This is a genomic window from Luteipulveratus halotolerans, assembly GCF_001247745.1.
In the GTDB taxonomy this organism is placed as follows: Bacteria; Actinomycetota; Actinomycetes; order Actinomycetales; family Dermatophilaceae; genus Luteipulveratus; species Luteipulveratus halotolerans.
Map to the genome: position 1 here is coordinate 63,674 of NZ_LAIR01000003.1, position 25,897 is coordinate 89,570.

General features: G+C 68.2%; 24 protein-coding genes and 1 pseudogene. 9 read left to right on the plus strand and 16 right to left on the minus strand.

From position 1 onward, the window contains the following. Positions 1–166 precede the first annotated feature (166 nt). The 9 genes from VV01_RS21540 to VV01_RS21580 form a co-directional block, all read right to left on the minus strand. Positions 167–1,717 (minus strand): peptidoglycan DD-metalloendopeptidase family protein, encoded by a 1,551-nt coding sequence (locus VV01_RS21540; RefSeq protein ID WP_197275232.1) that lies wholly within the window; start codon positions 1,715–1,717, stop codon positions 167–169. Between the two features lie 37 nt (positions 1,718–1,754). Next, on the minus strand, positions 1,755–3,002 hold the full coding sequence (locus VV01_RS21545; RefSeq protein ID WP_231635355.1) for an ATP-binding protein: 1,248 nt from the start codon (positions 3,000–3,002) through the stop codon (positions 1,755–1,757). A 397-nt stretch (positions 3,003–3,399) separates the two neighbouring features. Then, positions 3,400–4,905, minus strand: coding sequence for an SCO6880 family protein (locus tag VV01_RS21550; RefSeq protein ID WP_050672131.1), 1,506 nt, complete (start codon positions 4,903–4,905; stop codon positions 3,400–3,402). Between the two features lie 17 nt (positions 4,906–4,922). Next, the gene (locus VV01_RS21555; protein WP_050672132.1) at positions 4,923–6,659 is read right to left on the minus strand and encodes a hypothetical protein; all 1,737 of its coding nucleotides are present in this window, start codon (positions 6,657–6,659) and stop codon (positions 4,923–4,925) included. After that, entirely contained in the window at positions 6,659–7,474 is an 816-nt protein-coding gene (locus tag VV01_RS21560) for a hypothetical protein (protein ID WP_050672133.1), read from the minus strand. The genes VV01_RS21555 and VV01_RS21560 overlap by 1 nt, the downstream gene beginning before the upstream one ends. Further along, complete coding sequence (locus tag VV01_RS21565; protein ID WP_197275233.1) at positions 7,471–7,818, minus strand: hypothetical protein; 348 nt, start codon at positions 7,816–7,818, stop codon at positions 7,471–7,473. The genes VV01_RS21560 and VV01_RS21565 overlap by 4 nt, the downstream gene beginning before the upstream one ends. Next, on the minus strand, positions 7,815–8,672 hold the full coding sequence (locus VV01_RS21570; protein WP_157509227.1) for a hypothetical protein: 858 nt from the start codon (positions 8,670–8,672) through the stop codon (positions 7,815–7,817). The genes VV01_RS21565 and VV01_RS21570 overlap by 4 nt, the downstream gene beginning before the upstream one ends. Beyond that, the gene (locus tag VV01_RS21575; RefSeq protein ID WP_157509229.1) at positions 8,669–8,923 is read right to left on the minus strand and encodes a hypothetical protein; all 255 of its coding nucleotides are present in this window, start codon (positions 8,921–8,923) and stop codon (positions 8,669–8,671) included. The genes VV01_RS21570 and VV01_RS21575 overlap by 4 nt, the downstream gene beginning before the upstream one ends. Before the next feature lie 50 nt (positions 8,924–8,973). Beyond that, on the minus strand, positions 8,974–9,780 hold the full coding sequence (locus VV01_RS21580; RefSeq protein ID WP_050672137.1) for a hypothetical protein: 807 nt from the start codon (positions 9,778–9,780) through the stop codon (positions 8,974–8,976). A gap of 578 nt (positions 9,781–10,358) precedes the next feature. Here VV01_RS21580 and VV01_RS21585 point away from each other — a divergent pair. The 3 genes from VV01_RS21585 to VV01_RS21595 all read left to right on the plus strand — a co-directional run bounded on the left by VV01_RS21585 (position 10,359) and on the right by VV01_RS21595 (position 13,906). Then, the gene (locus VV01_RS21585; protein ID WP_050672138.1) at positions 10,359–11,030 is read left to right on the plus strand and encodes a hypothetical protein; all 672 of its coding nucleotides are present in this window, start codon (positions 10,359–10,361) and stop codon (positions 11,028–11,030) included. Between the two features lie 126 nt (positions 11,031–11,156). Continuing rightward, entirely contained in the window at positions 11,157–12,404 is a 1,248-nt protein-coding gene (locus VV01_RS21590) for an IS256 family transposase (protein WP_050668298.1), read from the plus strand. A gap of 497 nt (positions 12,405–12,901) precedes the next feature. Further along, positions 12,902–13,906, plus strand: coding sequence for an IS481 family transposase (locus VV01_RS21595; RefSeq protein ID WP_050672139.1), 1,005 nt, complete (start codon positions 12,902–12,904; stop codon positions 13,904–13,906). Between the two features lie 287 nt (positions 13,907–14,193). On the opposite strand, the gene VV01_RS21600 is transcribed toward VV01_RS21595, so the two are convergent. From VV01_RS21600 to VV01_RS21625, 6 genes and pseudogenes are all read right to left on the minus strand, one after another. Next, complete coding sequence (locus tag VV01_RS21600; protein WP_050672140.1) at positions 14,194–15,276, minus strand: IS110 family RNA-guided transposase; 1,083 nt, start codon at positions 15,274–15,276, stop codon at positions 14,194–14,196. Positions 15,277–15,422: 146 nt separating this feature from the next. Further along, entirely contained in the window at positions 15,423–15,782 is a 360-nt protein-coding gene (locus tag VV01_RS24845; protein WP_331456481.1) for an antitoxin VbhA family protein, read from the minus strand. A 12-nt stretch (positions 15,783–15,794) separates the two neighbouring features. After that, a pseudogene (locus tag VV01_RS24555) lies at positions 15,795–16,196 on the minus strand (recombinase family protein); the annotation flags it as partial. Continuing rightward, on the minus strand, positions 16,193–16,660 hold the full coding sequence (locus tag VV01_RS21615; RefSeq protein ID WP_157509233.1) for a hypothetical protein: 468 nt from the start codon (positions 16,658–16,660) through the stop codon (positions 16,193–16,195). The pseudogene VV01_RS24555 and the gene VV01_RS21615, both read right to left, overlap by 4 nt. A 401-nt stretch (positions 16,661–17,061) precedes the next feature. Then, entirely contained in the window at positions 17,062–17,379 is a 318-nt protein-coding gene (locus VV01_RS21620) for a hypothetical protein (protein ID WP_050672144.1), read from the minus strand. Between the two features lie 75 nt (positions 17,380–17,454). Continuing rightward, entirely contained in the window at positions 17,455–19,683 is a 2,229-nt protein-coding gene (locus tag VV01_RS21625; RefSeq protein ID WP_231635356.1) for an MMPL family transporter, read from the minus strand. Here VV01_RS21625 and VV01_RS21630 point away from each other — a divergent pair. Continuing rightward, entirely contained in the window at positions 19,580–20,503 is a 924-nt protein-coding gene (locus tag VV01_RS21630; RefSeq protein WP_231635357.1) for a TetR/AcrR family transcriptional regulator, read from the plus strand. The two genes, VV01_RS21625 and VV01_RS21630, sit on opposite strands and share 104 nt — an antisense overlap. A gap of 12 nt (positions 20,504–20,515) precedes the next feature. Here the strand turns inward: VV01_RS21630 and ccsB are convergent, their stop codons facing one another. Next, entirely contained in the window at positions 20,516–21,511 is a 996-nt protein-coding gene (gene ccsB / locus VV01_RS21635; RefSeq protein WP_050672147.1) for a c-type cytochrome biogenesis protein CcsB, read from the minus strand. 165 nt (positions 21,512–21,676) lie between these two features. Here ccsB and VV01_RS21640 point away from each other — a divergent pair, with 165 nt between their 5' ends. From VV01_RS21640 to VV01_RS21660, 5 genes are all read left to right on the plus strand, one after another. Further along, positions 21,677–22,336 (plus strand): DsbA family protein, encoded by a 660-nt coding sequence (locus VV01_RS21640; RefSeq protein WP_050672148.1) that lies wholly within the window; start codon positions 21,677–21,679, stop codon positions 22,334–22,336. Further along, complete coding sequence (locus tag VV01_RS21645; RefSeq protein ID WP_050672149.1) at positions 22,317–22,937, plus strand: vitamin K epoxide reductase family protein; 621 nt, start codon at positions 22,317–22,319, stop codon at positions 22,935–22,937. Before VV01_RS21640 ends, VV01_RS21645 begins: the two co-directional genes overlap by 20 nt. Positions 22,938–23,050: 113 nt before the next feature. Then, positions 23,051–23,419, plus strand: a complete 369-nt coding sequence (locus VV01_RS21650; RefSeq protein ID WP_407942944.1) for an ArsR/SmtB family transcription factor — start codon at positions 23,051–23,053, stop codon at positions 23,417–23,419. Beyond that, positions 23,412–25,376, plus strand: a complete 1,965-nt coding sequence (locus VV01_RS21655) for a heavy metal translocating P-type ATPase (protein ID WP_050672151.1) — start codon at positions 23,412–23,414, stop codon at positions 25,374–25,376. The genes VV01_RS21650 and VV01_RS21655 overlap by 8 nt, the downstream gene beginning before the upstream one ends. Further along, a complete protein-coding gene (locus VV01_RS21660; RefSeq protein WP_050672152.1) occupies positions 25,373–25,891 on the plus strand; it encodes a signal peptidase II in 519 nt (172 codons plus the stop codon). The genes VV01_RS21655 and VV01_RS21660 overlap by 4 nt, the downstream gene beginning before the upstream one ends. The last annotated feature ends 6 nt before the right edge of the window (positions 25,892–25,897 follow it).

The window sequence follows — 25,897 nt, forward strand, 5'->3', positions numbered from 1 at the left end:
AGCAGAGTGAACGGCGGTCCAGTGGCGGTTCCAACAGGGAGACGAACTGGTTGGCGAGCGGGGGTGGCCTTGCGCTGCCGCCGGACGATCCGTCACCGGTGCTCCGGTGCGGCGAGCTTCCCCGGTGCGCCACGGCCGCCGATGTCGCTCCCCTGCGTGGTCGTCGCTACGTCGCCTTCTTGCTTGGCTTGTCACTGACGTTGCCGACCCGCCATACCTGGAAGATGTTCTTGGCTCTCATCGTGCCGTCGTAGTCGCTGACCGCTACGCCCACCGTAGGGTTCTGCGCGCCGATCGCCTGGTGTTTCGCGGGGTCGAGCACTATCTCGACGTGGCCGATGACGTTTGGTCCGAGGTAGGAGTCGAAGAAGATCAGGTCACCCGGCTTGGCCTCACCCGGCGACACGCGGAAGCCGTTCCCAGAGGCTAGCCAGGCCTGTTGGGCCTGTGCAGTGCGGGGCATGGTGATTCCGAGCTGCCTGTAGGCCGTCGAGCTGAAGCTGGAGCAGTCCCAGGAGTCGGGGCCGTTGGCGCCCATCACGTAGCGGTCGCCGAGCTGGCTCCGGGACCAGCTGAGCAGCCGTTTGACCCGCTCGTTTGTGAGCGGGGGGAGCTGGGCGTTGCCTTCCCCTTCTCCGGTGCCGCAGTCCGTCGGGTCGCCGAGTACCGTTCCTCCGCCGTACTTGGCGGCGTAGAACAGCACGTCGTTGACGTACCACTGCGCATGGTTGTACGCGAAGATCGCCCGCTTGACGCCCTCGGCTCCCTTCGTGGCGCCGGAGGAGGTGAGGTAGTTCGCCGCGGACATCGCGCTGTCGGCGTCGTCCCTGATATCGATGATCCCGTCGCCGCCGCCGTCGACGCCGAACTCGGCGAACGTGCTGGGCATGAACTGCATCAGGCCCTGTGCCCCCGCTGACGACGGTCGGTTGTTGCGGCCGTGCCCGGTCTCCTCCATGCCGATTCCGGCCAGCAGCGTCCATGGGACCTTGTACCGGTTCGCAGCACGCACGTAGTGCGCCTTGATGTCAGCCGGAATCGGTAGCGGTGCGTTGTGCAGTGAATCCTGACGGGGCTGACCGGGCTGTGGCAGCTGGAATCCGATACCGCCTTCGCCGGCCGGGTCGGCCGGTGGTGTATCGGCGGGCGGCTTCTGGCTCGGAGCGACGGCCTGCCCATTCAGTGGCGCACCCCGTTGGGACATGAACGGGACCGGGTTGGTGAACCTGCCGTTGATGGCGACGCCGAAGTGCAGGTGCGGTCCTGTCGAGTTTCCCGTCGACCCTTCCTGTCCGAGCCGCTGTCCGATGGTCACTTTCGCGCCCACCTTCATGGCGGGGTCGAGTCGGGACATGTGGCCGTAGGTGGTGCTGATCCCGGATCCGTTGTCCAGGACGATCGCGTTCCCGAGGCCGCCATACGGGCCAGCCACCTTCACGGTTCCGGCGGCGGCGGCCAGCACCGAATCAGGCGCGGGGAGCATCTTGATGTCGACGCCCTCGTGGTTCGTCGAGCCGATCCCGCCTGGCGACGCACGGGGTCCGAAACCGGACGTGATGGTGTACTTCTTCGATGTCGGCACCCGCCAAGGCCCAGTCGCCACGGCCGAGTCTCCGCCTTGGCACTGCTGGGCCTTCAGCTCCTCACCGGCAGCAGGTGCGGTGACCGCGACGACCATGAGAGCCGCCACCAGCGGGACTGCGGTCATGAGGAGCATGACCACCGCGAGCCCGATGAAGATCTTCTTCATGGGCTCAGGCCGCGGACTCGATCGCCTCGTTGGTGAAGGTCAGATCGCGCTCCAGCGGGTGGAGCACGGTCTGCACCTTGTACATCTGCTCCCCCACGACCCACAGGCCGCGGCCCTTACCCTGCATGCCCCAGCCGGTAATGAGCGACCGGGCGATCGGACCCAGCCCCAGGATGCGTTCGAGCTCGTCGCCGATCGCACTGTCCTGTCCCATGAGGATCTTGACGTCAGCCAGGTGCATCAGGTCTTTCGCGATCGCGACAGCCTGAGAGCCCTGGTCGCCGGCGGACATCGGGTCGGACGGCTTGTGGGCGTTCGCCCACTGAATGTCGCCGGCCGCGCGAGACAGCCGCAGGTCGGAGTCGTAGGCCTTCACAGCTTCCGGGCCGAGACGGAACTGCTTCCACACCTCGTCGCGCACCACGATTCGCAGGTCGCCGGGTTGCGCCATCTCTCGCATGCCTCGTCCCCAGGAGCCGAGGCAGGTCAGCGCGATGCCCATGGCGTCATCGCCCAGAGCGTCCAGTCGAGACAGGCTCAGACTCTGGATGGGGGCCATCCAGTCCACGTCGATGGTGGTGTGAGCATCGAACAGCCCGGCCAGAGCGCCGGACACCAGCTGCCCGAGGGCGTCGCGCAGGAGCCTGGTCTCGTCGAGGAAGTGCCGCGCCGAGTCGTAGCGACACTCGCCGATCAGTTCCTCTGTCGGATTGTCGAGCAATGTCCACAGCTCGGGAATCGTGATCTCACGCAACCGCGAGGCGCCGGCGCTATACCCGGTGAGGCTGCGGAGCGCGTTCTTGACCACCACCTCGTCAGTGGGTCCGAACGGGACTCGGTTCTCCCCGATGCGTTGCGACCCGACCAGCCCGCGTACCAGGGTGAGCCAACGGCCGAAGATGATCGCGCCGCGACGCTGTGCCTCGGCGCGGTCGAGGTTCTCCCAGTTCTGCCCGAGGGGGCCGAAGGCCAGGGGGTTGATGCGTGCCGACATGCCCGGCCCGATCGCGAATGGTTCGACGCCCAACGCTCGACAGAGCTTTTCGTACTCATCCTTTGGGTCACCCAGGATGAGTGTGCGGTAGCCGAAGTCCATCATCCGAAGGCAGAACGCCTTGGTGTTGCCTGACTTGCCGCGGCCGGGCTTACCGAACTGCATGATGTTCGGGTTGGTCACCGAGATGTCGTCATTGAGGACCCAGCCGAGCGGGTCGACGAAGAATGAGCCACCGCTGAGCTGGTCGATCCCCATCTGGGCTCCCGTGGGCGGCAGCCCGGGGGTGGCGACGAACGGCCACAGGACGGGTGCCTGGTCGGAGGTCATCCGCCAGCGCGACACCGGGGCCTTGGCCGGCGACCACCCGCGACCCCGACGTTTGACCCCACCACGTGTGGCGTAGTGGAACAGCCGCGGATCCTTCGGTGTCGGTTCGGGTGCGGGAACACGTGGCAGCTCGTGCCCGAAGTCGTGCAGGAGCCGTGCCATGTCGCGGCCGTCTCGGCGTCGTGTCTTGGTCATCGGGGCTGCTCCTGGGATTCTTGGAGGACGGGGGTTTCCAGGACCGGCCAGCCGCCGGTGTCCCGCCGCACGAGCTGGTCCGGGTCTCGGACCGTTCGTGTCAGCCGGCGCCGGTGTACTGACCGGGGCGTCATGCGTCCCCCCTGCGGGCGAGGCTGACGCCCAGCGGGACCGTGGACGCGGCGAACGCGGCATCGAGGGCGAGGTCAAGCCGCAATGGGGCGAAGCCGGCCCGGCGTACGGACGCGTCCAGGTTCCGGCCGTACTCGCTGATCGGGACGGTTTTCGGCGCCGTCACGGTGCACACCGCGTAGGGCCGGATCATGGCGTTACCGCTGGCGAGTTTGCCGTCGAGGGCGCGCACCTTGGCGGTCTCGTTGCGCTGCCGAGCCCGTGCCTTCACTTTCGCCTTGGTGCGCAGTGACTCGCCCACATCGGCTGCCCATTCGGAGTTGCCTTGCTGGCGGTCGGCTTTGGCCTGACGGACGACCGGGTAGCAGACCATGAAGCTGCGGCGCTCTCCCGGTTCGGAGGGGGTCAGCACTGGGGCGAGGGCGCCCATCACGGCTCCCTTCACGGGCAGCTTGATCGTGCTGGATACCGAGTTCCACGCGTCGTGGCTGTAGTGGCGCATCGCGGTATCGGCGCCGGAAGGACCCGCCATCGCCCACGGCACGTCAGCATTCACCGTGCCCTCCTGCTCGCGTGCCGCCAGCGCATCGACGATGCTCGCCCGATCTCCGGGCGCGAATCCTGTCCGGCACGCCAGTGCAAGCTCGGGTGACGTGAGCCAGTTGACGCTCGTCATGGCCATGCCACCGCGCAGCTGTGCCTCCACCTCACCCATCAGGCTGTAGAGCACTCGGCACCGGCCGTCCAGGCCGCCGCCGGTCTGCCTCGCCTGGCTCTTCAGCCGGGTCTCAGAGGCGACGATGGTGCAGAAGGACTCGGTGCGTACCCCCGCCGACGACAGACCCGCTTGCAGTTCGTCGTTGATTCTCCGGGACAGGTCTGGCCCGTTGCGGCGGTGCCGCTGGACGTACAGGTCGCGCTCGGCACCGTCGTCCGGGACGGTGCGGACAACGAAGATGACCTCGTCGATGAGCTCCGTCCGCATCGCGGTGTCGAGCAGCTGACTGAGGCCATCCCCTTCCTGGAAGCGTTCGTATGCCTCCTTCAGGCCGATGCCCGGGTGCACCACCGAAGCGGTGGCCGCCCAGGTCTTGGTCGCGTGGTCCTGGATCACCGCGATCCGGGCGAGGGAGTGGCCCTGGGGCGGGCCGTCATGGATCTGCACCCCCTGCAGGACACCAGGCAGGTCGGCGTCGTCGAGGTTCTCGATCGTCCCGCTCACTGCTCTACTACGGAATCGGGTCCAGCCCAGAAGCCCTCCCAAGGCGGTGCTGGTCACTGCTCCCAGCCATCCGACGGCCGAACGCCCTCGGACCGGGGTCACGGTGATGACGAACAGCACGGCCCACAGCAGGGTGAACAGTGCAACAGACACCCAGGCCCCCTTGGATAGCGCCCAGCAGGGCGGAAACACGGCGGCCGACAGGATGCCGAGCTGCCATCCCGACAGGCCGAAGAACCACCCGATGCGGTCACGTGAGTACTCGTTGTAGATCGCTGCCATGTCAGTTCACTCCTTGGTCAAACCGGGACGGCCGCTGCGCCGCCACCTGCTCCGCCGGCCGCGCCGCCGGCCGCGCCGCCGCCGGGGCCGCCGCCCTTGGGGCCACCCGCGCCGCCGCCCTTGGAGCCACCATCGGACTTGCCGCCGGACTGACCGCCCTGCTCACCGGAACCGGGTGAAGTGCTGGGCGGTCCGGCCTGCCCGGGCTGCGGTCCGGGCAGGCCGGGCTGCGGGTCGCCTTGGTCGCCGGAGCCGCCGGCGGTCGGGTCGGGCGTCGCACCGGCCGGGTTCTCCGGCCCCTGTGTGGCATGCCCAGGGCTCGTTGGTGCCTTTTCGGGATCGGTGCTCTCGTTCGACCCGTTGCCCGCGCTGGGGTTCGAGGGGTCGTTCGTCCCGCCGCCTGGGTGCTGCCCAGTGGTGGGTGGCGCGGCTGTCGAACTCGAGGGATCGTCGGGCCCGGGCGGGTTGGGACCTGTCGGGTTCTGTCCCTCGTCGCTCTTGTCGTCGCCGTGCCGCTCGGGGTTCTGGTTCTGGTTGTTGTTCTTCTGCTGCTTGCCGCTGCTGAAGTCGGGGTAGTAGCTGCTGTGACCGACCCCCATCTGGTTGGTCACGTCAGCACCGATCGCGGCACCGCGGGTCCCCAGCTTCTCCATGGCGCCGAGTCCGGTGGACGCAGCTGCGCCGAGTGCGCCGCCAGCCGCCTGGAGCATGCCGCCCTCGGCCTTGGTGAACCGGCCTGTGGTCGCGTCCTCGCCGGAGGCCTCGCCCTGGGAGGTGCCGTTCTCGTCCGAGGTGGACGCCGCGCTGGAGCCGGCGTCGCCGGCGCCCTTGCCGCTGAGCAGACCCTGCAGGCCGCCCTGGGCTTCCAGGCCGGCCCGGAGTGCGGCGCCAGAGGTGGTGCCTGGGTCGACGAACGCGAGCAGCTTGAAGAGCGCCAGGGGGCAGAACGTGGAGATGAGAATGAGGAGAACGCCGGGGACGGCACTGGCGATTGCTTTCTGAGTCCCGTCAGTCTGGCCGTTGGCTACTCCAGTGGTCAGCTGGACGCCGACACCGAGGACCAGCACCATGACCACCGGGCTGAAGGCGGCCGCGATGAACCAGCGCAGCGACTTCCAGAACCAGGGTCGACCGGTGTCGGAGACCAGTCCGGCTGCAGAGATCGGGGTGGTCGTCGCGAGCACGAGCAGGGCACCCGCACGGGTGAGCATCACCAGCAGGTGGCCGATGGCCGCCAGCCAGAGCAGGCAACCCAGGCCGCCCAGGACCGTGGCCACCGTGCCGTCGGTGATGTCCTTCGTGCTGAAGTCCCCGAACGGTTTCCACGCTGACCAGGAGTTCACCTTAAGCAACGCCGTCATCAGAGCGCGAGTCAGGCCTCCCGCTGCGGCGAGGACCAGGACGGCACCGCTGATCCAGCACGACCAGGCAAGCATGAACTGCCCGGTGCCCATGACGGCAGTGGCGATGCTCTTGCCGTCGCGTCGGACTGCCGCGACGCCCATCTGGATCACGAGCATCAGGACGACCAGTGAGCCAGCGATCCAGAACGTGTACTGGTAGACCTGCGCTCCCGGTCCGTTCTCGCTCAGGTCCGGTGTCATGAATGCGTCCACGTAGGTGAGGACCACACGCAGCAGCCACAGCCCCGCGTTCCACAGGCCGAGCATGGCCATGGTCCAGCCGTCGACGACGACCTTCCCGGCCTCGCCGGCAAGCCAGCTGAACGGGTTGGGCAGCGGGATGTCCGGCATTAGTCGTTGCCCCCGCCTGACCATGTCTTCCAGCCCGCTTTGGTGCTCAGTTCGCTACCCGGCCAGGTGGACGGCGCCGGGGCGGGTGCAGGACCAGGTGCGATCATCCAGCGGCCGCCGTGCCACTGCATGCGTTCGCAGTACCCGTAGCCCATCTGGGCGTCCTGGGTGATGGTGGCCTGCACCTTGACCTGGACACAGGCCAGGACCCAGTCGGGGCCGTCGGTGCCCTTGACCTGGGCTCCCGCGGGAGTGACGACCACCGTGCTGGTCGGATCGAGGCTGCCGCCCATCTTGGCGCTGCCGAGGAAGGACTGCACGTTCTGCGTCAACGGCCACTGAGCGACGCTCGGCGCTCCCGGAAGAGACCAGGCTGCGTGCACGGTGTTGGCCTGCTGAATGCTCATGCTCTGCAGCACGATCTGCTCGATGGCGGCGAGCTGCCCGATTGCGCCCTGGGGAGTGCGCGGAAAGCCTGAGGCCACTTCGGCCGGCCCTTGCGTCGTGCTTGCGGGGATGGCGATCGCCGGTGCGGCGACCGCGGCTGGTGGCGCCGGCTGTGAGGCGCCCTGATCAACGGCGAGCATCGGTTCGGCGGCGACCGCGTCGCGGTGTGCGGCGCCGGTGGCGGGCGCATTGTCTGCCCGCATCGGTGAGGTGCCTGTGGCGTCGTGCCCGCTGCTCGCGCTCGCGATGGCGAAGTAGACCGCGTAGACCAGACCGAACAGCAGGGCGACCCCGGCTGCGGCCGCCGCCCCAAGCACGACGAGGAGGCGGCGGCGGCTCCAGCCGACGGTGGCGTCGGTGGTGGTCATTTCCCGGTCGGCGACGGAGCGGGGGTGCCGTTGACACCGGGCACGTTGACACAGCCCGAGCCGGACACACCGTCGAGGATGCCGGGCAGCACGAGCAGAGCGATCGCTGCGCCGAGGACGACGACGATGCCGATGATCGCCACCTTGCTCGCGTGCGGCATGGAGAACACGCGGCCCGCGACGACGCCGCCGACGCCAGTGAGCAAGCCGAGGCCCAGCAGGACGCGCACACCCCAGATGACATAGCCGGTGATGTCTGCGACGGGCTGGTCCGCGCCAGGGGGCGCCTTCGGGCAGACCTCGCTGGCCAGGCTCACCAGGTCCATCGTGGTTGAACTGATCATTGCGGCGTTCCTTTCGTGGGGTCCTGCTGCACGCGCTGCAGGAGCTGATGTGCCGCAGCGAGCAGCGGCTTGGGGAGTGCGGATCCGGTGAGGCCGTTGACCGCAAGTACGGGGTCGTCGGGTATCTCAGTGAGCAGCCCGTGCCGGTCCAGGTCGCCGGTGGCCTGGCCACCGGCGTGCTCGACACCCTTGGGCCACTTCTTGCGTCGCGGGCCGAGCACCGCGGCGCTGGCGTGGCTGCCCTGCAGCAGGTCGAGGGCTCCTTCGAGCCGGCGAACTCCAGGAACGGTCGCGGTGGTGGTCAGTACCAGGTGGTCGGCGTTGCGGATGGCCTCGCCGATCCAGCCCGGCGTGGTGAGCACCTGGCCGAGCTCCCAACCGACATCGAGGACGGTGAGGTCGATCTGTCGATCTGGGGTTGTGGGGTGGGGGATCTCGTCGGCGGTCGTGAGGACCTCGGTAACGCGCTCGAGGAGGACCTGATCCCGGGTGCCGCGTGACCAGGCGCTCTCATAGGTACCCATCTCCGCGGTGCTGGCCGCAGCGAGCCCGGACGAAGTAACCGAGGCGCACTCGACGACACGGGCGTTGCCGCCGGCCACCGTTGCGAGAGCCACCGCCACGGTGGTCGCACCTGTGGCTCCGCCACAGCCGAGAACGGGCAGAACGGTCTCGCCCGCCCCTGGGCGCCACGTGCTGCTGATCGCACGGGGCGCGGGCGCCTGCGACCGGATGCCGCCTGGCATGTGGGCCCTGGTGGTGTTAGCCCGGAAGTCCCCGGCCTGAACGGCGGCCCATGCGCGTCGCAGCTCTTCTACCGACACCGCAGGTCGGTCGATGCCAACCTGCGTCATGCGGGCTCACCGCCCAACGCCGCACGGCGAAACTCCAGCGCCGCGCGCAGCTCTCCGGCCGACAGCGTCTTTAGCGCCGCCTTCGCCTGCTGTACCTCGTGCAGCCGGGCCATACAGCCATCGAGCTGTCGGATGGCCTCTTCCTCGCGACCTGCCACGTCGAAGAGGCGGGCGATGTCCGCCGTGCTGCGGTCGTGCGCCTGCGGCGGTGCTGCCGAGTCGGTCTCGGTCTGGTCGGGCGTCTGGGTCACTGTCATCACCTCGACCGACCTAAGGCGTGCGCCTCGTTGCTGGCGGCCACTCATGCCGACTCCGTGCCGGGCGTGCACGCCTCGGTGAGAGCGTCGATGCTGCTGCGGGTGCGTCGGCGGAGGGTTCGCGCTGACATCCCGAGCCGACCCGCGACCGCCTCAGTCGTGTCGTTCGCCATCAGGCCGGCACCACATCGACCGGTTCGGTTGGTGGCCGAGCGGTCAGCAGCCTCGACCAGGCACAGCAGCAAAGATCGGTCAGCAGCCGTGATGACGTCGTGGGCGCAGGCCCACTCCAGCAGCTGCAGGAGCTCCTCGGCGGCGTCGGAGGTGCGTGGCTCCGCGGCCACCTGGGCGCTCCAGAACGCTCCGTACGGATCAACCGGGCTGGTCCGGGACCACGTGGGGTCGAAGCGCGCGAGCTGGGACTGAGCGTCGCACTCTCGAAGCACGCCAGCGCGGGTGTTGAGCAGGATGTTGGCCGACACCTTCCTCAGCCGACGCCATGGAAAGGTCCGAACCTCAAGCCAGAGCTGCCCAGCGACCACCTGGTCGATTTCCGGAGTCAGCGTGCGCAACCGATTTGCCAGCGTGCAGGCTCCAGGCATCAGCGCCCACGCCAGCGCCGCGGCTGCGGCAGTGTTGTCTGCCCCGTCCGGTGCGGCCAGCTGAGCCAACGCGTGCAGTACCTCGTCCGCGTCGCGTGAGGCGGCCTGCTTCAGCCACACGCGCAACGTGGTCGTGTCCACAGCGACCCGGAGTGCTGGGTGCTGTCGGCACCACGTGGCCCACTGCTCGTTCGCCTGGACGAGTAGCTGGCTGTCCTCGGTGAGGCCAAGGCAGTCTGCGACGCTCATCGGGAGCTCCTGTCTGTCGATTCGGACAGACAGAAACTCCCCAGCGGACGTCTCCGGTTACGTCCCTCCACGGCCCGCGCCGCAGGAGGTACACAGGGGGTGCGCGAAGACCTACTAGCCCGTTGACCTGCGCAAACGCACCCGCACCCCCATCTCTCAAAATTCTCTTCGAGAGAGGTTGCGCCGCGCGGAAGGCGCGCGCCTTCACTCACCGCCCACTGGGCTCGGGGTAGCCCTGTCGCTAGCCGTCGTTGACGAAGCTGGTGGGTGCGGCCACCGCGTCATCCTTCGAGGTCAAGCCCGAACAGCATCGACTCGAAGGCCAGCGATACGCCACACCGGGCGCTGAGCACGAGTGCTGATGTCAGGAAGCGCTGACATCATGTGTTCACAGTGAGCACCAGCAGTGACGTCGACGAGCGAGAGGCGCTGAGGTGACCAGGCCGGAGCCGGAGAATCACAACCACATGTGTCAGCGGGCCGGCTCGGAAGGCTGCGTGTGTCGGTGCCGCGGCGTTCTGCATCAGCGCACCGTTCTTCAAGAAGCCATCCGTGCAAAGTCCAGCCGGAGCGAGTTCATGGGTGAACTGACGAAGCTCTACGGCTCCTCGTTCACCACGGTGAGCGGCGACCCGTCTGCGGGCGAACAGCCTCGACGTAAGTGGGTCCCGATCACGAGCGGCGCGTCGACCAAGCAGCAGCGGTCGCAAGAGGAGCAACGGATCGTCGATGTCACGCTCCGCGACGTCCTTGCTCGCACCTACGATCTGCCGCCGGCGGCCAAGGCAGGGTGGGCGGACCTGGCTGACGCGCTCACTCTGGTTCCTGACCGGTGGGAGGTCGTCACGGATCGGATCAAATCCATCGCTGGCCCACACGACGAGCAGAGTGGGTACTTCTGGTCCTCAATGCTCACGGCGACCGCGGGCGCAGGTCTTCGCCGTGGTCCGGGTGGCAGCTCCGCCCCGCCATCAGCGGCCGCGATCGTGGGTGTTGCCATGAGGCGCGGCGGAACCTATCACCGGGTTCAGACGCCTCGCGCCCGCTCAGGCAATCGGCTACAGGCGATCAACGAGCTCAGCTTCCCGAGCGTCATTGACCTCGCAGCCGAGGAAGTCCACCGCGCGCTGCTCGTAACAGGACTCCCGCCGGCACACGCGCGCCACGTAGTCATGCTGGTCGGCGCAACGGTGTCGGCCGACCTTTGGCATCACCCTGCTGCCGTTCGAGGAACGCTGATCCCGAGTTGAGTCCCTGATAGTGGTGTAGCGCGGTCGCTGACCATCGTCGACACGAGCTGGTCGTGGACGTGGGTGCGGCCACCGCGTGATCCTTCGAGTGAACCTTCCACAGCACTCTCGAACGGAGTCATCACGATGACCGCACCACACATTGTCGACCCTGCTGGCCTGTTGGGTGAAGCCCTGGCCGAAGCGTCCCCTGATCTGATGCGCAACCTGCTGCAGTCGATCATCAACACGTTGCTGTCCGCGGACGCTGACGCGGTCGTGGGCGCCGAGTACGGCCGGCCCAGCCCGTCGCGCACGGCTCAGCGCAACGGGTACCGGCACCGGGACCTGGACACCCGCGTCGGCACGATCGATGTCGCAGTCCCCAAGCTACGCACCGGCAGCTACTTCCCCGAATGGCTGCTGGAACGGCGCAAACGGGCCGAGTCGGCGCTGATCACCGTGGTGGCCGACTGCTACCTCGCCGGGGTGTCCACCCGGCGCATGGACAAGCTGGTGAAGACCCTGGGAATCGACTCGTTGTCGAAGTCGCAGGTCTCGCGGATGGCGACCGACCTGGACGAGCACGTCGACTCCTTCCGCCACCGCCCACTGGGCGAGGCCGGCCCGTTCACGTTCGTGGCCGCCGACGCGCTCACGATGAAGGTCCGCGAGGGCGGCCGGGTCATCAACGCCGTGGTGCTGCTGGCGACCGGCGTCAACGACGACGGGCACCGCGAGGTCCTGGGCCTGCGCGTCGCGACCGCCGAGACCGGCGCGGCGTGGAATGAGTTCTTCGCCGACCTGGTCGCCCGCGGCCTGACCGGGGTGCGGCTGGTCACCTCCGACGCCCACCACGGGCTGGTCGAGGCGATCGCAGCGAGCCTGCCCGGCACGACCTGGCAACGCTGCCGCACCCACTACGCCGCCAACCTCATGTCGATCTGTCCCAAGAGCATGTGGCCGGCGGTCAAGGCGATGCTGCACAGCGTGTACGACCAGCCCGACGACCAAGCCGTACAAGCCCAGTTCGACCGGCTCATCGAGTACACGGCCGAGAAGCTGCCCGCCGTGGCCGAGCACCTCGCACACGCCCGCGAGGACATCCTCGCGTTCACCGCGTTTCCCAAGGACGTGTGGACCCAGATCTGGTCCAACAACCCCGCCGAACGCCTCAACCGCGAGATCCGCCGCCGCACCGACGCCGTCGGCATCTTCCCCACCCGCGCGGCGATCGTGCGGCTGGTCGGCGCGGTCCTGGCCGAGCAGACCGACGAATGGGCCGAAGGCCGCCGCTACCTCGGCCTGGACCTGCTGGCCCGCTGCCGCATCAACATCGTGCCCACCACCGAACCCGACACCGGAGTTGATGACCTGCCCGCCCTGACCGCCTAAACCCTCAGCAAGGAGAACGCAGCGCTACACCACTACAAGGGACTTGACCTGATCCCGGTCGTGCGAGCCTTCCGCCGCCGGTTCGCAGTGCCGTTCTCGCTTGACTCGTCAACCGCTCTCGTCGAGGACGTCATCAGAGGCCAATTGGGGACCGAGTGGCACAGTGCCGGAGCTTGGTAGCACGAGCGGTGACCTCGACCTGGAGATGACCAGAACGCTCCGCCCCGTATGTCGGGACGGACATCTACTGTGGGTAACGTCGCGCAGTTCCCCCTGTCCTGCACGACGCCTCACCGGCCCGAATCGCCTTCCCAGCCCGGGCCGGGCGCGGCCCCGCCAACCTCCCCTTGTGGCGGGGCTTTCGCGCCACCGCTAGGTGTTGCGGCGCATGAGGTTGGTGACACGGCCGGGTAGCTAAGGGCGGGCAGGTCCCTGCGGCGACAGGATGAAGGTGTCAAGCCGTTCATCACGTCGAGTCAGCCGAAGGAACCTGCCCTATGCCCCACAGTAAAGCCGCCCTGTCGTTCGAAGGACGTCGTCGCCTGGTGCGCCGGTGCCAGCACCGCCCGATCGCGCACGTCGCAGCGGAGGCCGCGGTCTCGCGGCAGTGCTTGTCGAAGTGGTTTGCCCGCTGGCGTGAGCACGGCGACGAAGGGTTGCACGACCGGACCAGCCGGCCCCGCCGTTCCCCGACCGCCACACCGCCGCAGGTGGTGGAACAGGTCATCGCGTTGCGCAAACGCAAGTGGTCCGCGCGGCGGATCCATCTGGAGCTGAGCGCCCAGGGCGTCAGGATCGCGGTGTGCACGATCAGCCGGATCCTGGTCCGGCACGGACTGAACCGGCTGCGGCACCTGGACGTTGACGGGGAACCGTTGCGGGCGCCGGGAAAGATCACTGCCCGGTACCCCGGGCACATGACCCACCTGGACGTGAAGAAGGTCGGGCGCATCCCCGACGGCGGCGGGTGGCGGGTGCACGGTCGCGGGTCGGCCCAGGCCAAGGCCGCCGACCGGGCCAAGACCCGTGGCGCCCGCACCGGGTACACCTACCTGCACTCCGCCCTCGACGGGTTCTCCCGGCTGGCCTACACCGAAGCCCACGACGACGAGAAGGCCGTCACCGCGATCGGGTTCTTGTTCCGTGCCCGGGTGTTCTTCGCCGCGCACGGCATCACCCGCTTCACCCGGATCGTGACTGACAACGGGTCCTGCTACCGCGCCAGTGCGTTCACCCGGGCCGTGCACTCCTTCGCGGCCACGCATCAGCGGATCAAGGCGTTCACGCCCAAGCACAACGGCAAGGTCGAGCGCTACCAGCAGACCTACACCGTGGAGGTCCTCTACGCCGCCGCGTACGAGTCCGAGCAGCAGCGCCGTGACCGCCTCCAGGTGTGGCAGGTCCACTACAACTACCATCGCCCCCACACCGCCGCGGGCGATCAGCCGCCGGCCTCACGACTCCCAGCCGGCGTCACCAACCTCATGCTCAGTTACAGCTGATATGTAGCGGCTTCCTGTCAAGGGGCAGGGTGAGGCGCCCGTCCCCGTTGGTGGGGCGGGCGCCTCTGCTTCGTCGATCTGGCCGGCGGTGAGCGTGTCGTTAGCGACGCGCGGTCAGACTGATATGCGCGGGTTGGTTACCGCAGGACGGGGTGTTCGGCAGGAGCGGACCGCGTGTCTAGGGTCGGGCGTCGCACAGCCGGGGCTGAGCTGCTCATAGCTGTTTCGCGGGTCGCTCCACGCGCTGCTTCCACCGCGCTGGTCGACGAAGCGGCTTGTGAGTGGGACTACTCCTCGAGCACGGCCAGGGACCAGCACCAGCCGGCCAGCTCGCGGGCGATCGCGACGTTGGCGACCACGTGCCGCTTGCGGCGCTCACGGAAGGTGTTCCAACGCGCATGCAGCCGACGGTTGCCGGCATCGCCGCGGGCGCGAGCAGCGGGCGACGCGAGCTCCCATCGCTCGCGCATGGTCTTGCCGACGACGTAGCGGGCTCGGTGGTGCCAGGCCGCCTCGACGAGCAACCGACGGACGTGGGTGTTGCCGGTCTTGGTGATCGAGCCCTGCACTCGTGACTGCCCGGAGGAGTACTCGGATGGGACCAGGCCAACGAACGCACCGATGGTGTTGCCCGTGAACCGGTGCCAGTCGCCGAGCTCGACTGCGAGCGCGAGTGCGGTCAGGTTGCTGACACCACGCAGGCAGCCCAGCCGCCGCACGATCGGGGTGAACTCGCTGTTCGCCGCCATCACCGCGATCACCTCGTCGAGCCGGTCACGGCGCGCCTTCACCGTCAGGACCGCGTCGTAGTCGGACTCGTAGGTCATCTGCAGCGCCGGCGAATCGAACCGCTGGCGACGCAGCCACACGTCGTGGACCTCGGTCCAAGCCTGTCCACCGGAATAGACGATGCCCTGGCGCAGCAGAAGCTTGGACAGCCGGTGCCGGGCACGCATCAGGTCGCCACGGGCATCTTCGCGGGCGCGGACCAGGTCACGGGCGTGCTCTTGGTCGAGGCTCGGGACCGACACCGAGGTGTACTCGTCCAGCCGCAGCAACCTTGCCAGGTGCACCGCGTCCTTCGCGTCGGTCTTGACGCGGTCACCGCTGGGACGCTGGAGCTTGCTCGGCGCGACGACCTCGCACCTGATCCCCGCTGCGGCCAGCGACCGGGACAGGCCGAATCCAGTCGGGCCCGCCTCGTAGGCCACCGCCACTGGGCCTGGCAGGTCGCCAAGCCAGGAACGGATGTGATCATGCGACGGGGTCAGTCTGGTCTGGAAGAGCTCGCCCGTGACGCCGTCGATCGCTGCTGCGACGACCGATCGTGCGTGCACGTCGAGCCCTACGCTCGTACGCTCGGTGAACACCGGGGCCTCCCACGAATGTCGGATAGGCCGAGCAGGCGGCCCCTGCTCGGTAACCCACGAATCTCGTGAGCGAGGCCCCGGCCCGCAACCCCGTCACAGCGACCGGGTCACTACATACCGTCTAGGCCACGCCTCGGTTGGCCGGCTCAGGCCCGCTCGATCAGCTCATCGAGCGTGAGGTCGCCACGCACGTAGGCCTCCTGGTCGGCGTGCGTCTGGGCGTCGCGGTCGTTGCCTTCCATCGCGCTGCTGTGGCGCACCTCGTCGACCTCGCGGCGACGTCGAGCCTGCTCGGCGTCGGTGATCTTCTCGGACATGCTCCCCTCCCCCACGGTCGCCGGCTGGAACGCAGCCAGCGACGGAATCTCGTTACGTGCGACGCGGCCGACGATAGAGCGTGACAGCCCGGTGAGGTCGGCGACGTCGCGGTGAGACTTGCCCTGGCGGAGTAGGTCGTGGATGTGCTCGACCTGCGCGGGGTGAACCTTCGACCGCCGGCCGAGCATCTTGCCGCCCGATCGTGCGGCTGCGAGGCCGGCCGCGGTGCGCTCGGCGATCAGGTCTCGCTCGAACTCGGCCAACAGCGCGAACAAGCCGAGCAGCAGCTTGCCGGTCGAGGTCGTGGTGTCGATGTGCTCGGACAACGAACAGAACTCCACTCCCCGATCGCCGAGGCCGCGCACCGTCTCGACCAGATGCGTCGTCGAGCGACCGAGTCGGTCGAGCCGTCACACCGTGAGGGTGTCGCCGACCTCCAGGCCGTCGAGCAGCTGCACGAGCAGCGGCCGGTCCGACCTAGTACCCGAGGCGTGCTCGACGACGACGCGCGCCTCGTCGACGCCGGCGGCAAGCAGCGCGTCGACCTGAGCCTGTGCATCCTGCGCGATCGTCGAGACTCGCGCGTACCCGTACGACGTCATGACGTGCTCCTCTCCCCCGGGCGGCCCTCTGCCTCCCACTGCTTCGCGAACCGCATCCGGTCGTTGAGCCCTTCCTGATCGCCCGTCCTGACGCACCGCGCCAGCCCAGAGATGGCGCTTGAACGGATCGCGTCGACGTCCGGCTCGACTACTGCGGCCAGCTGCTCGGCCGTCGCCGTGGCGAGCACCCGGGCTGCGCCATCGAGGTCGGTCTGCGTGATCCGCGGCCCTCGCCCGGCTCGATCGCCTTCGCCCACCTCTGCGCCGCTGGCGGGCCCGACGTTGCCGAGGAGCCTTACAGCATCTCTGAGCCGATCCGCGTTCTGCTGCGCCGCCTCGCGCGCGCCAGCAACGCGGCTGCGCACGACCAGCTCAATGTCGTCCTCGGCGACACCGGCGCCGAGAAGGATCTGACGGGCCTCGTCGAGTCGGCCGCTCTCTGGTGCGCTCATGGGGTTCTCCACTTCGGGAATCGACCGGCTGACTCGAAATGACGGATAGTGAGCCGCCTCGCCGGCACGACTTATTGAGTCAAGGTTACTGAGCCGTGCTGACAGCGCCTGACGCTGGCGCGCGGGTTGGCTCGAAAACGATCGACACCGAGCCAGCCTTCTAGTGGCCGGAAACCCGCCGAAACATGAAGTTATGGATCGCCGGGCAAATCAGGGGTTCGCGGGCCGGCCGGGTGCACTTGACGAGCCACCGGACCTGATCGATGTCGGGGCAGACCGACGCGATGGCCGACTCGACCCTGAACTTCCGACGAGGGGCCACTGCGAAGACTGCCGAGGCCCTCGTCGGGTCGGGTCGCATCGAGGATCGATTCGCATGACCATGCAGGTGCCGATGCGCGCGCTTACGACGATCAGCGCGTCGTAGCGGCGCGGACCGCATCGAGGAGCTCGAGCTCGTCCGGGACCCCTGCAGCTCGACCATCGGCAAGGCGGTACATCCGGCACGCGACGGCGGACACTGCGCCGGGCGCGGGAAACAGATCCCGACCGTCGATGAAGAAGGTTGGCGATCCGACAAATCCGCGCTCGGCGGCTGCCGCGTCATCACCGATGACGATGACCTCGACGTCTACCGCCGCCGCCACTGCGTGCTCAAGTGCTGATCGGAATCGCTTCTCGGCAAGGCCAACATGCGGACAGCCAGGCACCACGGCCAGTACGCACTTCATGTCTCCAGTATCCGTCGAGCCCTGCTTCGCGTCGCGTCCAGCACGCCGACCCGCGTCTGTGCGTCATCTCGCAAATCAGCGAGGCGGTTCGATGTCCGCAGAGGCCGGTCGGACTCGTCCGGCCTCTGTTCGCGCGCCATCTGGAACTGGACCCATCTCGGCGAGGTCGACCTTGGGCAGGTAGCGGTCGATCCCGCGAGGCAGCCACCAGTTGGCAGAGCCCAGGACCTTCATCAGCGCGGGGACGAGCACCACCCTGATGAGGGTGGCGTCGATGAGGACGGCAACGGCTAGGGCGAATCCCATCTGCTTGACCTCGACGACTCGCGTGATCATGAACGCGGCGAAGACGACGACCATGATGGCGGCGGCAGCGGTGATGACCTTGGCCGTGTGGGTCACCCCGGCGGTGATTGCTCTTTCGTTGTTCCGGTGGCGATCCCATTCTTCCTTCATGCGGGAGATGAGGAAGACCTCGTAGTCCATCGACAGGCCGAACAGGACGACGAAGGTCAGCAGTGGCAGGTAAGCCTGGATGAACCCCTTGCTGGAGAAGTCGAGCAGTGACTCGCCTGCGCCCTGCTGGAATACCCAGGTCAGCAGGCCGAATGCTGCCCCGACGGACAGAAGGTTCATCGCGATGGCGGTCGCGGCCAGTACGAGGCTTCGGAACGCGAGCAGCAGCAGGACGAATGAGGCGCCGAGGATAGCGGCGAGTACCCACGGTGTGGCGCGGTCGATCTCGTCGGCGACATCGATGGTCTGCGCTGTCAGACCACCGACGTGGATGGATGTTCCAGGAGGCGCGGCCTGGGAGCGGAGCCATCGGACCAGTTCAATACTGCGCTCGTTGTCAGGGCCGTACTTGGAGTAGATCGTGAGCGTCGTGGAGGCGCCGTCGACGGCCAGGAGCCTGTTCAGTGTCGGCCCAGCGTCCTGCTGCAGTCGCTGAAGACTTGGGCTGTCGATGGCTCCGTAGCGTGCCCGGAGCAGTTCGGTGACCGACTCGACGCCGGCGACCTGGGGGTGGGCCTTGACCCTGGCGGCCAGCCTGTCGAGAGCGGCCAGGCTCTCGCTGTTGATCGGCCGGTCGGCTTGCAGAACCGCTTGGATCGGGGTCGCCGCACCGGGCGCGAACTTCTGCGCCACGGTCGCGTACCCGGCGCCTGCGGGTGCGTCTGCGACGGCGTCCGCACCGACGTCGAAGCCGAGGCGCAGCCCCAGCGCCGGCGAGGCGGCAAGCAGCAGCGCGGCCAGGGCGGTTGCGCCGATCGCCAGCGGGTGACGCATCACCACATGCGTCCATCGTTCCCACCGCGACTCCTGCCCTGGCGTCGGACCCGCGGCCTTCTTCATGCCGGGTACGGCCAGCCGGTTGATACGAGTTCCGCACATGGCCAGCACAGCCGGCAGGAGAGTGAGGGCGAGAACCAGCATGACCGCGACCGCGACCATGACGCCGAGCGCCATGGAGCGGAACACCGGCGCACGGACCAGCAGCAAGCCGGCCACGGAGATCAGGACCGTCGTTCCTGAGAACAGCACCGCCTTGCCGGCGGTTGCCATCGTCGCTCCGACTACCTCGCGCATATCGGCGCCCCGGGATGAGCGGAGCTCTTCTCGGAACCGGGTGACTACGAACAGGCAGTAGTCAATCCCGAGGGCCAGGCCGAGCATGGTGACGACCGCTTGGACGAACACGTCGAAGCTGGTCAGGTAGCTGAGTGCTCCTAGCGCGCCGAACGCCGTCACCAGCGCGGCGACTCCCAACAGCAGTGGGAGGCCGGCGGCGACCAACGTGCCGAAGGCGAGCAGCAGCACGAGGAGGGCAACGGGTAGGCCGATCGACTCCGCCCGTGCCAGGTCCTTGTCTTCCTGCTCAACGACTGCGGCGTTCAGCGCGCTCGAGCCAGTGAGGTGCACGGTCACCTCATCGGTGGCGACGTTGTCGAGCACCGCCTGGAGCTTGGGGACCATGTTCTGTCGGGAGCGTTCCTCACCAGACAGACCCACCAGCACAAGTGCAGTCCGCCCATCGCGTGAGATCTGGGTGCCGTCCGGCGCGGTGTAGGGGTCTTGCACCCGGACGACGCCCGGGTGCTCGCGCAGCAGGCTGGACGCCGCAGCGACAACCCGCTTCACCTGGCTGTCAGTCACGGGGCGAGACATCGAGTCGATCACGACCGCCGCGTCCTCGGTGATGCCTCCGCTGAACTCTTCCTGGAGCAGCTGCTCTGCCCGTGCGGACTGCGAGCCGCTCACGTTCAGCGACGAGCCGGTCAGGCTGTCGCTGAACTTGGGCACCAGGGCTCCTGCGGCGACCAGGACCAGCAGCCAGCACGCCACCACGACCCGGGTGTGCGACGCACACCATCGGCCCAGCCTGAACAGCAACGACCCGGACTGCCTGATGTTCGGCGACATCTGCTACAACCTTTCTAGACTGACTGGTCAGTCTAGAGTAGACATAGACCGACTAGTCAGTCGAGTTCTAGGGTGGGCGTCGCAGATAGCAACGATCGGGCGGAGCGAGATGGGCACAGACGAACGCAGCGCAGGGCGGAAGAGGCAGATCCTGGACGCGGCGGCGGCGGTGTTCGCCAGGAGGGGTTACCACGGCGCCCGCATGGACGACATCGTCGGCGAGACGGGCCTGAGCAAGGGCAGCCTGTACTGGCATTTCAGCAGCAAGGAGCAGCTCGCGGTCGCGCTGGTCCATCGTGAGCTGGCTGCCGAGGAGGCCGCGATGAGCGCGCAGCTGGACCGGCCGGGCTCCTCGGAGCAGATGCTGGAACCGCTTGTGCGCGAGTACGCACGCGCTATCGAGGCCCAGCCCGAACGAGCGTCCTTGACCCTGGAGCTGCTTGCTCTGTCGAACACTATCCCTGAGATCAAGCAGTGCTTCAGCGATCACCACGACCGCTATCTCAGCCAGCTACGAGCCCTCATCAGCCGCGAGCCGGGCTACCACGATGCGACGGCCGCGACGGCTGCCACGCTCGCCGCGGTCGTCGATGGCCTGGTGCTTCGATGGACCCTGGCCGCCCAGCCGTTCTCCCTGGAGGACCACCTGTGGGCTTCAGTCCAGCAGATCATCGCCAGCGCTCAGCGCGCAGCCGACTGAACCCCGATCTGGTCACATCCCCGAGTAGGAGTGCTGCCCCACCAAGAACATGTTGACCACGCAGTAGTTGACGATGATGCAGGCGAAGCCGCCAATCACCACATACGCCACCCGGCGACTGCTCCAGCCGGCGGTGACCCGCGCGTGCAGGTAGGCGGCGTAGACCACCCAGATCACGAAGGTCCACACCTCCTTGGGGTCCCACCCCCAGTACCTCCCCCACGCCTCCTGCGCCCAGATGGCGCCAGCGATGAGGGTGAACGTCCACAGCGGGAACGCGATGATGTGCACCGCGTAGCTCAGCCGCTCCAGCCGAACCGAGTCCGGCAGCGCCTTCATGAACGCGAACCGGTCGGTCTCACCGGCCTCGACCCGCTCCTGGATCAGGTGCAGGGTCGTGAGACTGAAACCGATGGTGAACAGCGCGATCGACAGCGTCGCGACCGTGACGTGGATCGACAGCCAGTAGCTCTTCAGCGACGGCATCAGCTGCGTGGCGTCGGTGTAGAACACCAGCGCCGCGAGCATCTCGACCAGCAGCACGGGGCCGACCGCGAAGATGCCGAGCCAGCGCACGTCGCGGCGCGGGCTCCAGACCAGGAACGCCGCCATGGTGAACGCGCCACCGACGACGGCGAACTCGTACATGTTGCCCAACGGCGGACGATGGACCGCGTCTGCGCGCAGGACGATGCACGCGATCAGCAGCAGCGCACCCAGCCAGGACAGCGACATGCCGATGCCGGCCCACTGGCGCTTCTCGGGCTCGACCGGGGCGTCGTCGTCGGTGCGGGTGAGCACCGCGGTCGAGCCGCCGGCCTCGGCGGACTCCTGCGCGGCCGGCGTACGACGGGCCGCCTCGCGGGCGGCGCGCGCCGGCGACTGCGCGAGGTCGAGCCCGAACGCCAGCATCGCCAGGGTCAGCACGACCGCCGAGGCGTAGAGGCTGTTGGTCGAGGCGTCCGACAGCGCGGTGTTGGTCTCGCGGGTGAGCAGCTGGGTGATCATGCGGGTGGGCCTGTCACGACCCGCACTGTACTACTACAGTGCGTAGTTCAGTGGTCACCTGACGCACTCGCTCCCGTAGGCGCCTGGAGGCACCTGCGAGCGGTGGAACTCATCCCGGATGAGCAGAGTTGAGTGACCGACGTTTCCGAGCCACGAGGAGCACCCGTGACCCGCCGCAACTCGACCATCTCGGCTGCTCTTGTTGCGGTCTTCATCATCGTGCTCGGCGCCATCCTCCTCGCTTCGCGCGAGAACGGCGCCGATGCCGACGAACCGGCCAGCGCCTCCTCCTCGCGCATGGTTCGTGACGACAGTCATCGCCTCGGAGCACCAGCCGCCGACGGCAAGGTGACCCTCGTGGAGTTCCTGGACTTCGAGTGCGAGTCCTGCCGCGCGGCGTACCCCTTCGTCGAGCAGCTGCGCAAGGATTACGCCGGCAAGGTCACGTTCGTGATGCGGTACTTCCCCATCCCCGCACACAAGAACGCGATGAATGCCGCCGTCGCGGTCGAGGCGGCCTCCCAGCAGCGCAAGCTCGAGCCGATGTACCAGAAGATGTACGAGACGCAGGCCCAGTGGGGCGAGAAGCAGGAGTCCAAGGCGCCGCTGTTCCGCACGTTCGCAGAGCAGCTCGGTCTCAACATGACCGCCTACGACAAGGCCGTGGCCGACCCGAAGACCAAACAACGCGTCGAGCGCGACCGGCAAGACGGGCTCGAGCTCGGAGTCGAGGGCACACCGACGTTCTTCCTCAACGGCAAGCTCTTGCAGCCCAGCTCGCTCGAAGACTTCCGTGCATCGGTCGATGACGCCGTCAAGCGCTGACGCTGCCACGACGAGCGCGTACCCCGAGACCCAGGGCGCCGACGCGGGCCGTCGCGCCGGCATATGGACGCTGCTCGTCTGCGGCCTGATCGGTTCGTCCGCCTCCGTAGTGCTGCTGGTGGAGAAGATCGCGCTGCTGAAGGATCCGTCATACGCGCCGTCGTGCAGCATCAACCCGGTCCTCAGCTGTGGGTCGATCATGAAGACCTGGCAGGCCGAGCTCCTTGGCTTCCCCAACCCGGTGCTCGGTGTGGTCGGGTTCGCGGTTGTCACCACAACAGCCGTGGCTGTTCTCGCCGGGGCGCGTCTGCAGCGGTGGTACTGGTGGGGTCTGCTCGGTGGCACGACGGCCGGTGTGGCGCTCGTGCACTGGCTGATCTTCCAAAGCCTTTACCGGATCGGCGCGCTGTGCCCGTACTGCATGCTCGTCTGGGTCGTCACTGTCGCAGCCTTTCTTGCCACGGCTGTGCGACTTCGGCGCGAGCTACGGCTGCCACTCCCGGTCGCGCAGTACGCACCGACCATCGCCATCGGGTGGGCTCTGCTGGTTGCAACGCTGATCGCGATCAGGTTCTGGGACTACTGGTCGACCCTCCTCTGACGAATGCCCCAAGATCCATCGGCTCGGTCACCGGGCCCGACTCATCGGTGTCACGTTCCCTGACGAACCCCCGGCGCCCCGGACGGCCTTACCGTTATCATCGGGCTATGACGATGATAACGGTAGAACCCGGTGTGGGGCTACTGCGCGGCGCGGCGCTGTTCCATGGGTTGGCCGACCGGACACGGTTGGCGATCGTGTGGGAGCTGAGCGCGGGTGAGCAGCGGGTTGTGGATCTGACGCGCACGTTGGGCATGGCACAGGCGACCGTCTCCGGCCATCTGGCGTGTTTGCGGGACTGCGGCCTGGTGGTCGGCCGACCGGAGGGTCGGCAGATGTTCTACTCGATCGCGCATCCGGAGCTGATGGAGCTGCTGAGCACGGCGGAGCAGCTGCTGGCTCTGACCGGAGACGCGGTGGCGCTGTGCCCGAGGTTCGGCAGTGCGGCTCTCATCGCGGCAGGGGACGCCGACGATGAGTGAGGCGTGCGGGTGCGGCAGCGACGAGCCCCGCGAGGTCGAAGACGGCCAGGCTCCGGCCCGACTGTGGCAGGTGGACGAGCTGCGGTTGGCGGTCCTGTCCGGCGTGTTCCTGCTGGCGGCATGGTTCGCCGATCTGGGCGGGGCCACCGGATCGGTGACATCCGCGCTGAACTGGATTGCGCTACTACTCGGCGGGTGGACCTTCGCGCCGGGCACGGTGCGCCGCCTGGCCCAGGGGAAGATCGGTGTCGGCACGCTGATGCTGATCGCCGCCGTCGGCGCAGTGCTGCTGGGCGAGGTCGCCGAGGCGGCCATGCTGGCGTTCTTGTTCTCGATCAGCGAGGGCTTGGAGGAGTTCGCGGTCGCGCGGACCCGGCACGGGTTACGGGCGCTGCTGAATCTGGTGCCGACGGAAGCGACGGTGCTGCGCGAGGGCGCCCAGGTCAGCGTCCTCCCGGAGCGGCTCGTTCTGGGTGACGTACTGCTCGTACGACCAGGCGAACGGGTCGCCACCGACGGGATGGTCCGTTCGGGCCGCTCCAGCATGGACACCTCGGCGCTGACCGGAGAATCGGTGCCGGTGGAGACCGGCCCGGATCAGCCGGTGTACGCCGGGTCGATCAACGGCACCGGCGCGCTGGAGGTGCAGGTCACCTCGCTGGCCGAGAACAACTCACTCGCGCGGATCGTGAGGATCGTCGAGGCCGAGCAGTCCCGTCAGGGCGAGGCCCAGCGGCTCGCGGACCGGATCGCCAAACCGTTGGTGCCGGGGATCATGGTCCTGGCGGCTGCGGTCGCGATCATCGGCTCCTTCGCCGGCGACCCGCGCACCTGGATCGAACGCGCCCTGGTGGTGCTGGTTGCGGCCTCACCATGCGCTTTGGCGATCTCGGTGCCGGTCACCGTGGTGGCAGCGATCGGCGCCGCCAGCCGGATGGGCGCCCTGGTCAAGGGTGGCGCCGCGCTCGAGGCGATGGGACGGATCCGCGCCATCGCCCTGGACAAGACCGGCACCCTGACCCGGAACGACCCGACCGTGGTCGAAGTGGCCACCGCCGCTGGCCAGGACCAGGCTCAGGTGCTGGCGATCGCCGCAGCACTGGAAGCGCGCAGCGAGCACCCGTTGGCACGAGCGATCCTGGCCGCCAGCCCCGATCATCCTGATGCCCAGCAGGTCGAAGCCGTTACCGGTGCGGGCCTGACCGGGACCGTGGCGGGCCGCCCAGCACGGTTGGGCCGACCCGGGTGGGTCGACCCCGAAAGCCTGACTGATCGCGTGGCCGCGATGCAGGCCCGCGGCGCGACCGCGGTACTGGTGGAGCACGACGGCGTGGTGATCGGCGCGGTCGCCGTACGCGACGAGCTGCGCCGTGAGGCGCCAGCGGTCATCGGCCAGCTGCACGCCGACGGGTACACCGTGGCCATGCTGACCGGCGACAACCAGGCCACCGCGCACGCGCTGGCCGAGCAGGCCGGCATCGCGCAGGTCCACGCCCAGCTGCTCCCCGAGGACAAGGCGAGCATCGTCACCCGGATGCGCCAGCTGGCGCCGACCGCGATGGTGGGCGACGGCGTCAACGACGCACCGGCCCTGGCCACAGCCGACCTGGGCATCGCGATGGGTGCGATGGGCACCGATGTCGCGATCGAGACCGCGGACGTGGCTTTGATGGGTGAAGACCTGCGCCACCTGCCGCAGACCTTGAGCCACGCCCGACGATCCCGCACCATCATGCTCCAGAACGTCGGCCTGTCCCTGGCGCTCATTGCCGTGCTGATCCCGCTCGCCCTGTTCGGTGTGCTCGGTCTGGCAGCGGTCGTCCTGGTCCACGAGCTCGCCGAGGTGGTCGTCATCGGCAACGGCATCCGCGCCGGCCGGGCCCGCCACCTACCCCCCACCGCGGCGCTCCCGCAGGCCGCGGGCGCGGCGATGCCGACGGAAGCGCCGGCACGATGAGCCGCGGGAGTGAATCGGGTCGCATCACGGTCCTGCTCGCGGCGACGACCTTCGCCGCAACCGACCTGCTCGCCAAGGCGGCCTCCGAGACCGGCCTGGCTGCCTCTTCGGTGGACCTCGGACTGCTCCAGCTGCGACTGGCGTACAACGCCGGTGTGGCGTTCGGCATGGGCGACACGTTGCCGAGCGCCCTGGTCCTCGTACTCACCGCCGCGGTAGGAGCCGGGATCGCGGTCTACGGGTGGCGCCAAGCACCGCGGGCAAGTCGGGTCGAACGGCTTGCCGGTGGCGCTGTGATCGGTGGCGCAGCAGCCAATGTCATCGATCGCGCCCGCGACGGGGTCGTCACCGACTACTTGCACACCGGATGGTGGCCCACCTTCAACCTCGCGGATGCCTTCCTGGTGACCGGATTCATCGTGCTCGCCCTGCGGCAGACCCGCCCCGACCGTGCAAGCGGCACCCCGGAAGCCGGGACTGGATCCTCCAGCCCGGCGGTCGTCGACCGGCCATGACAGCAC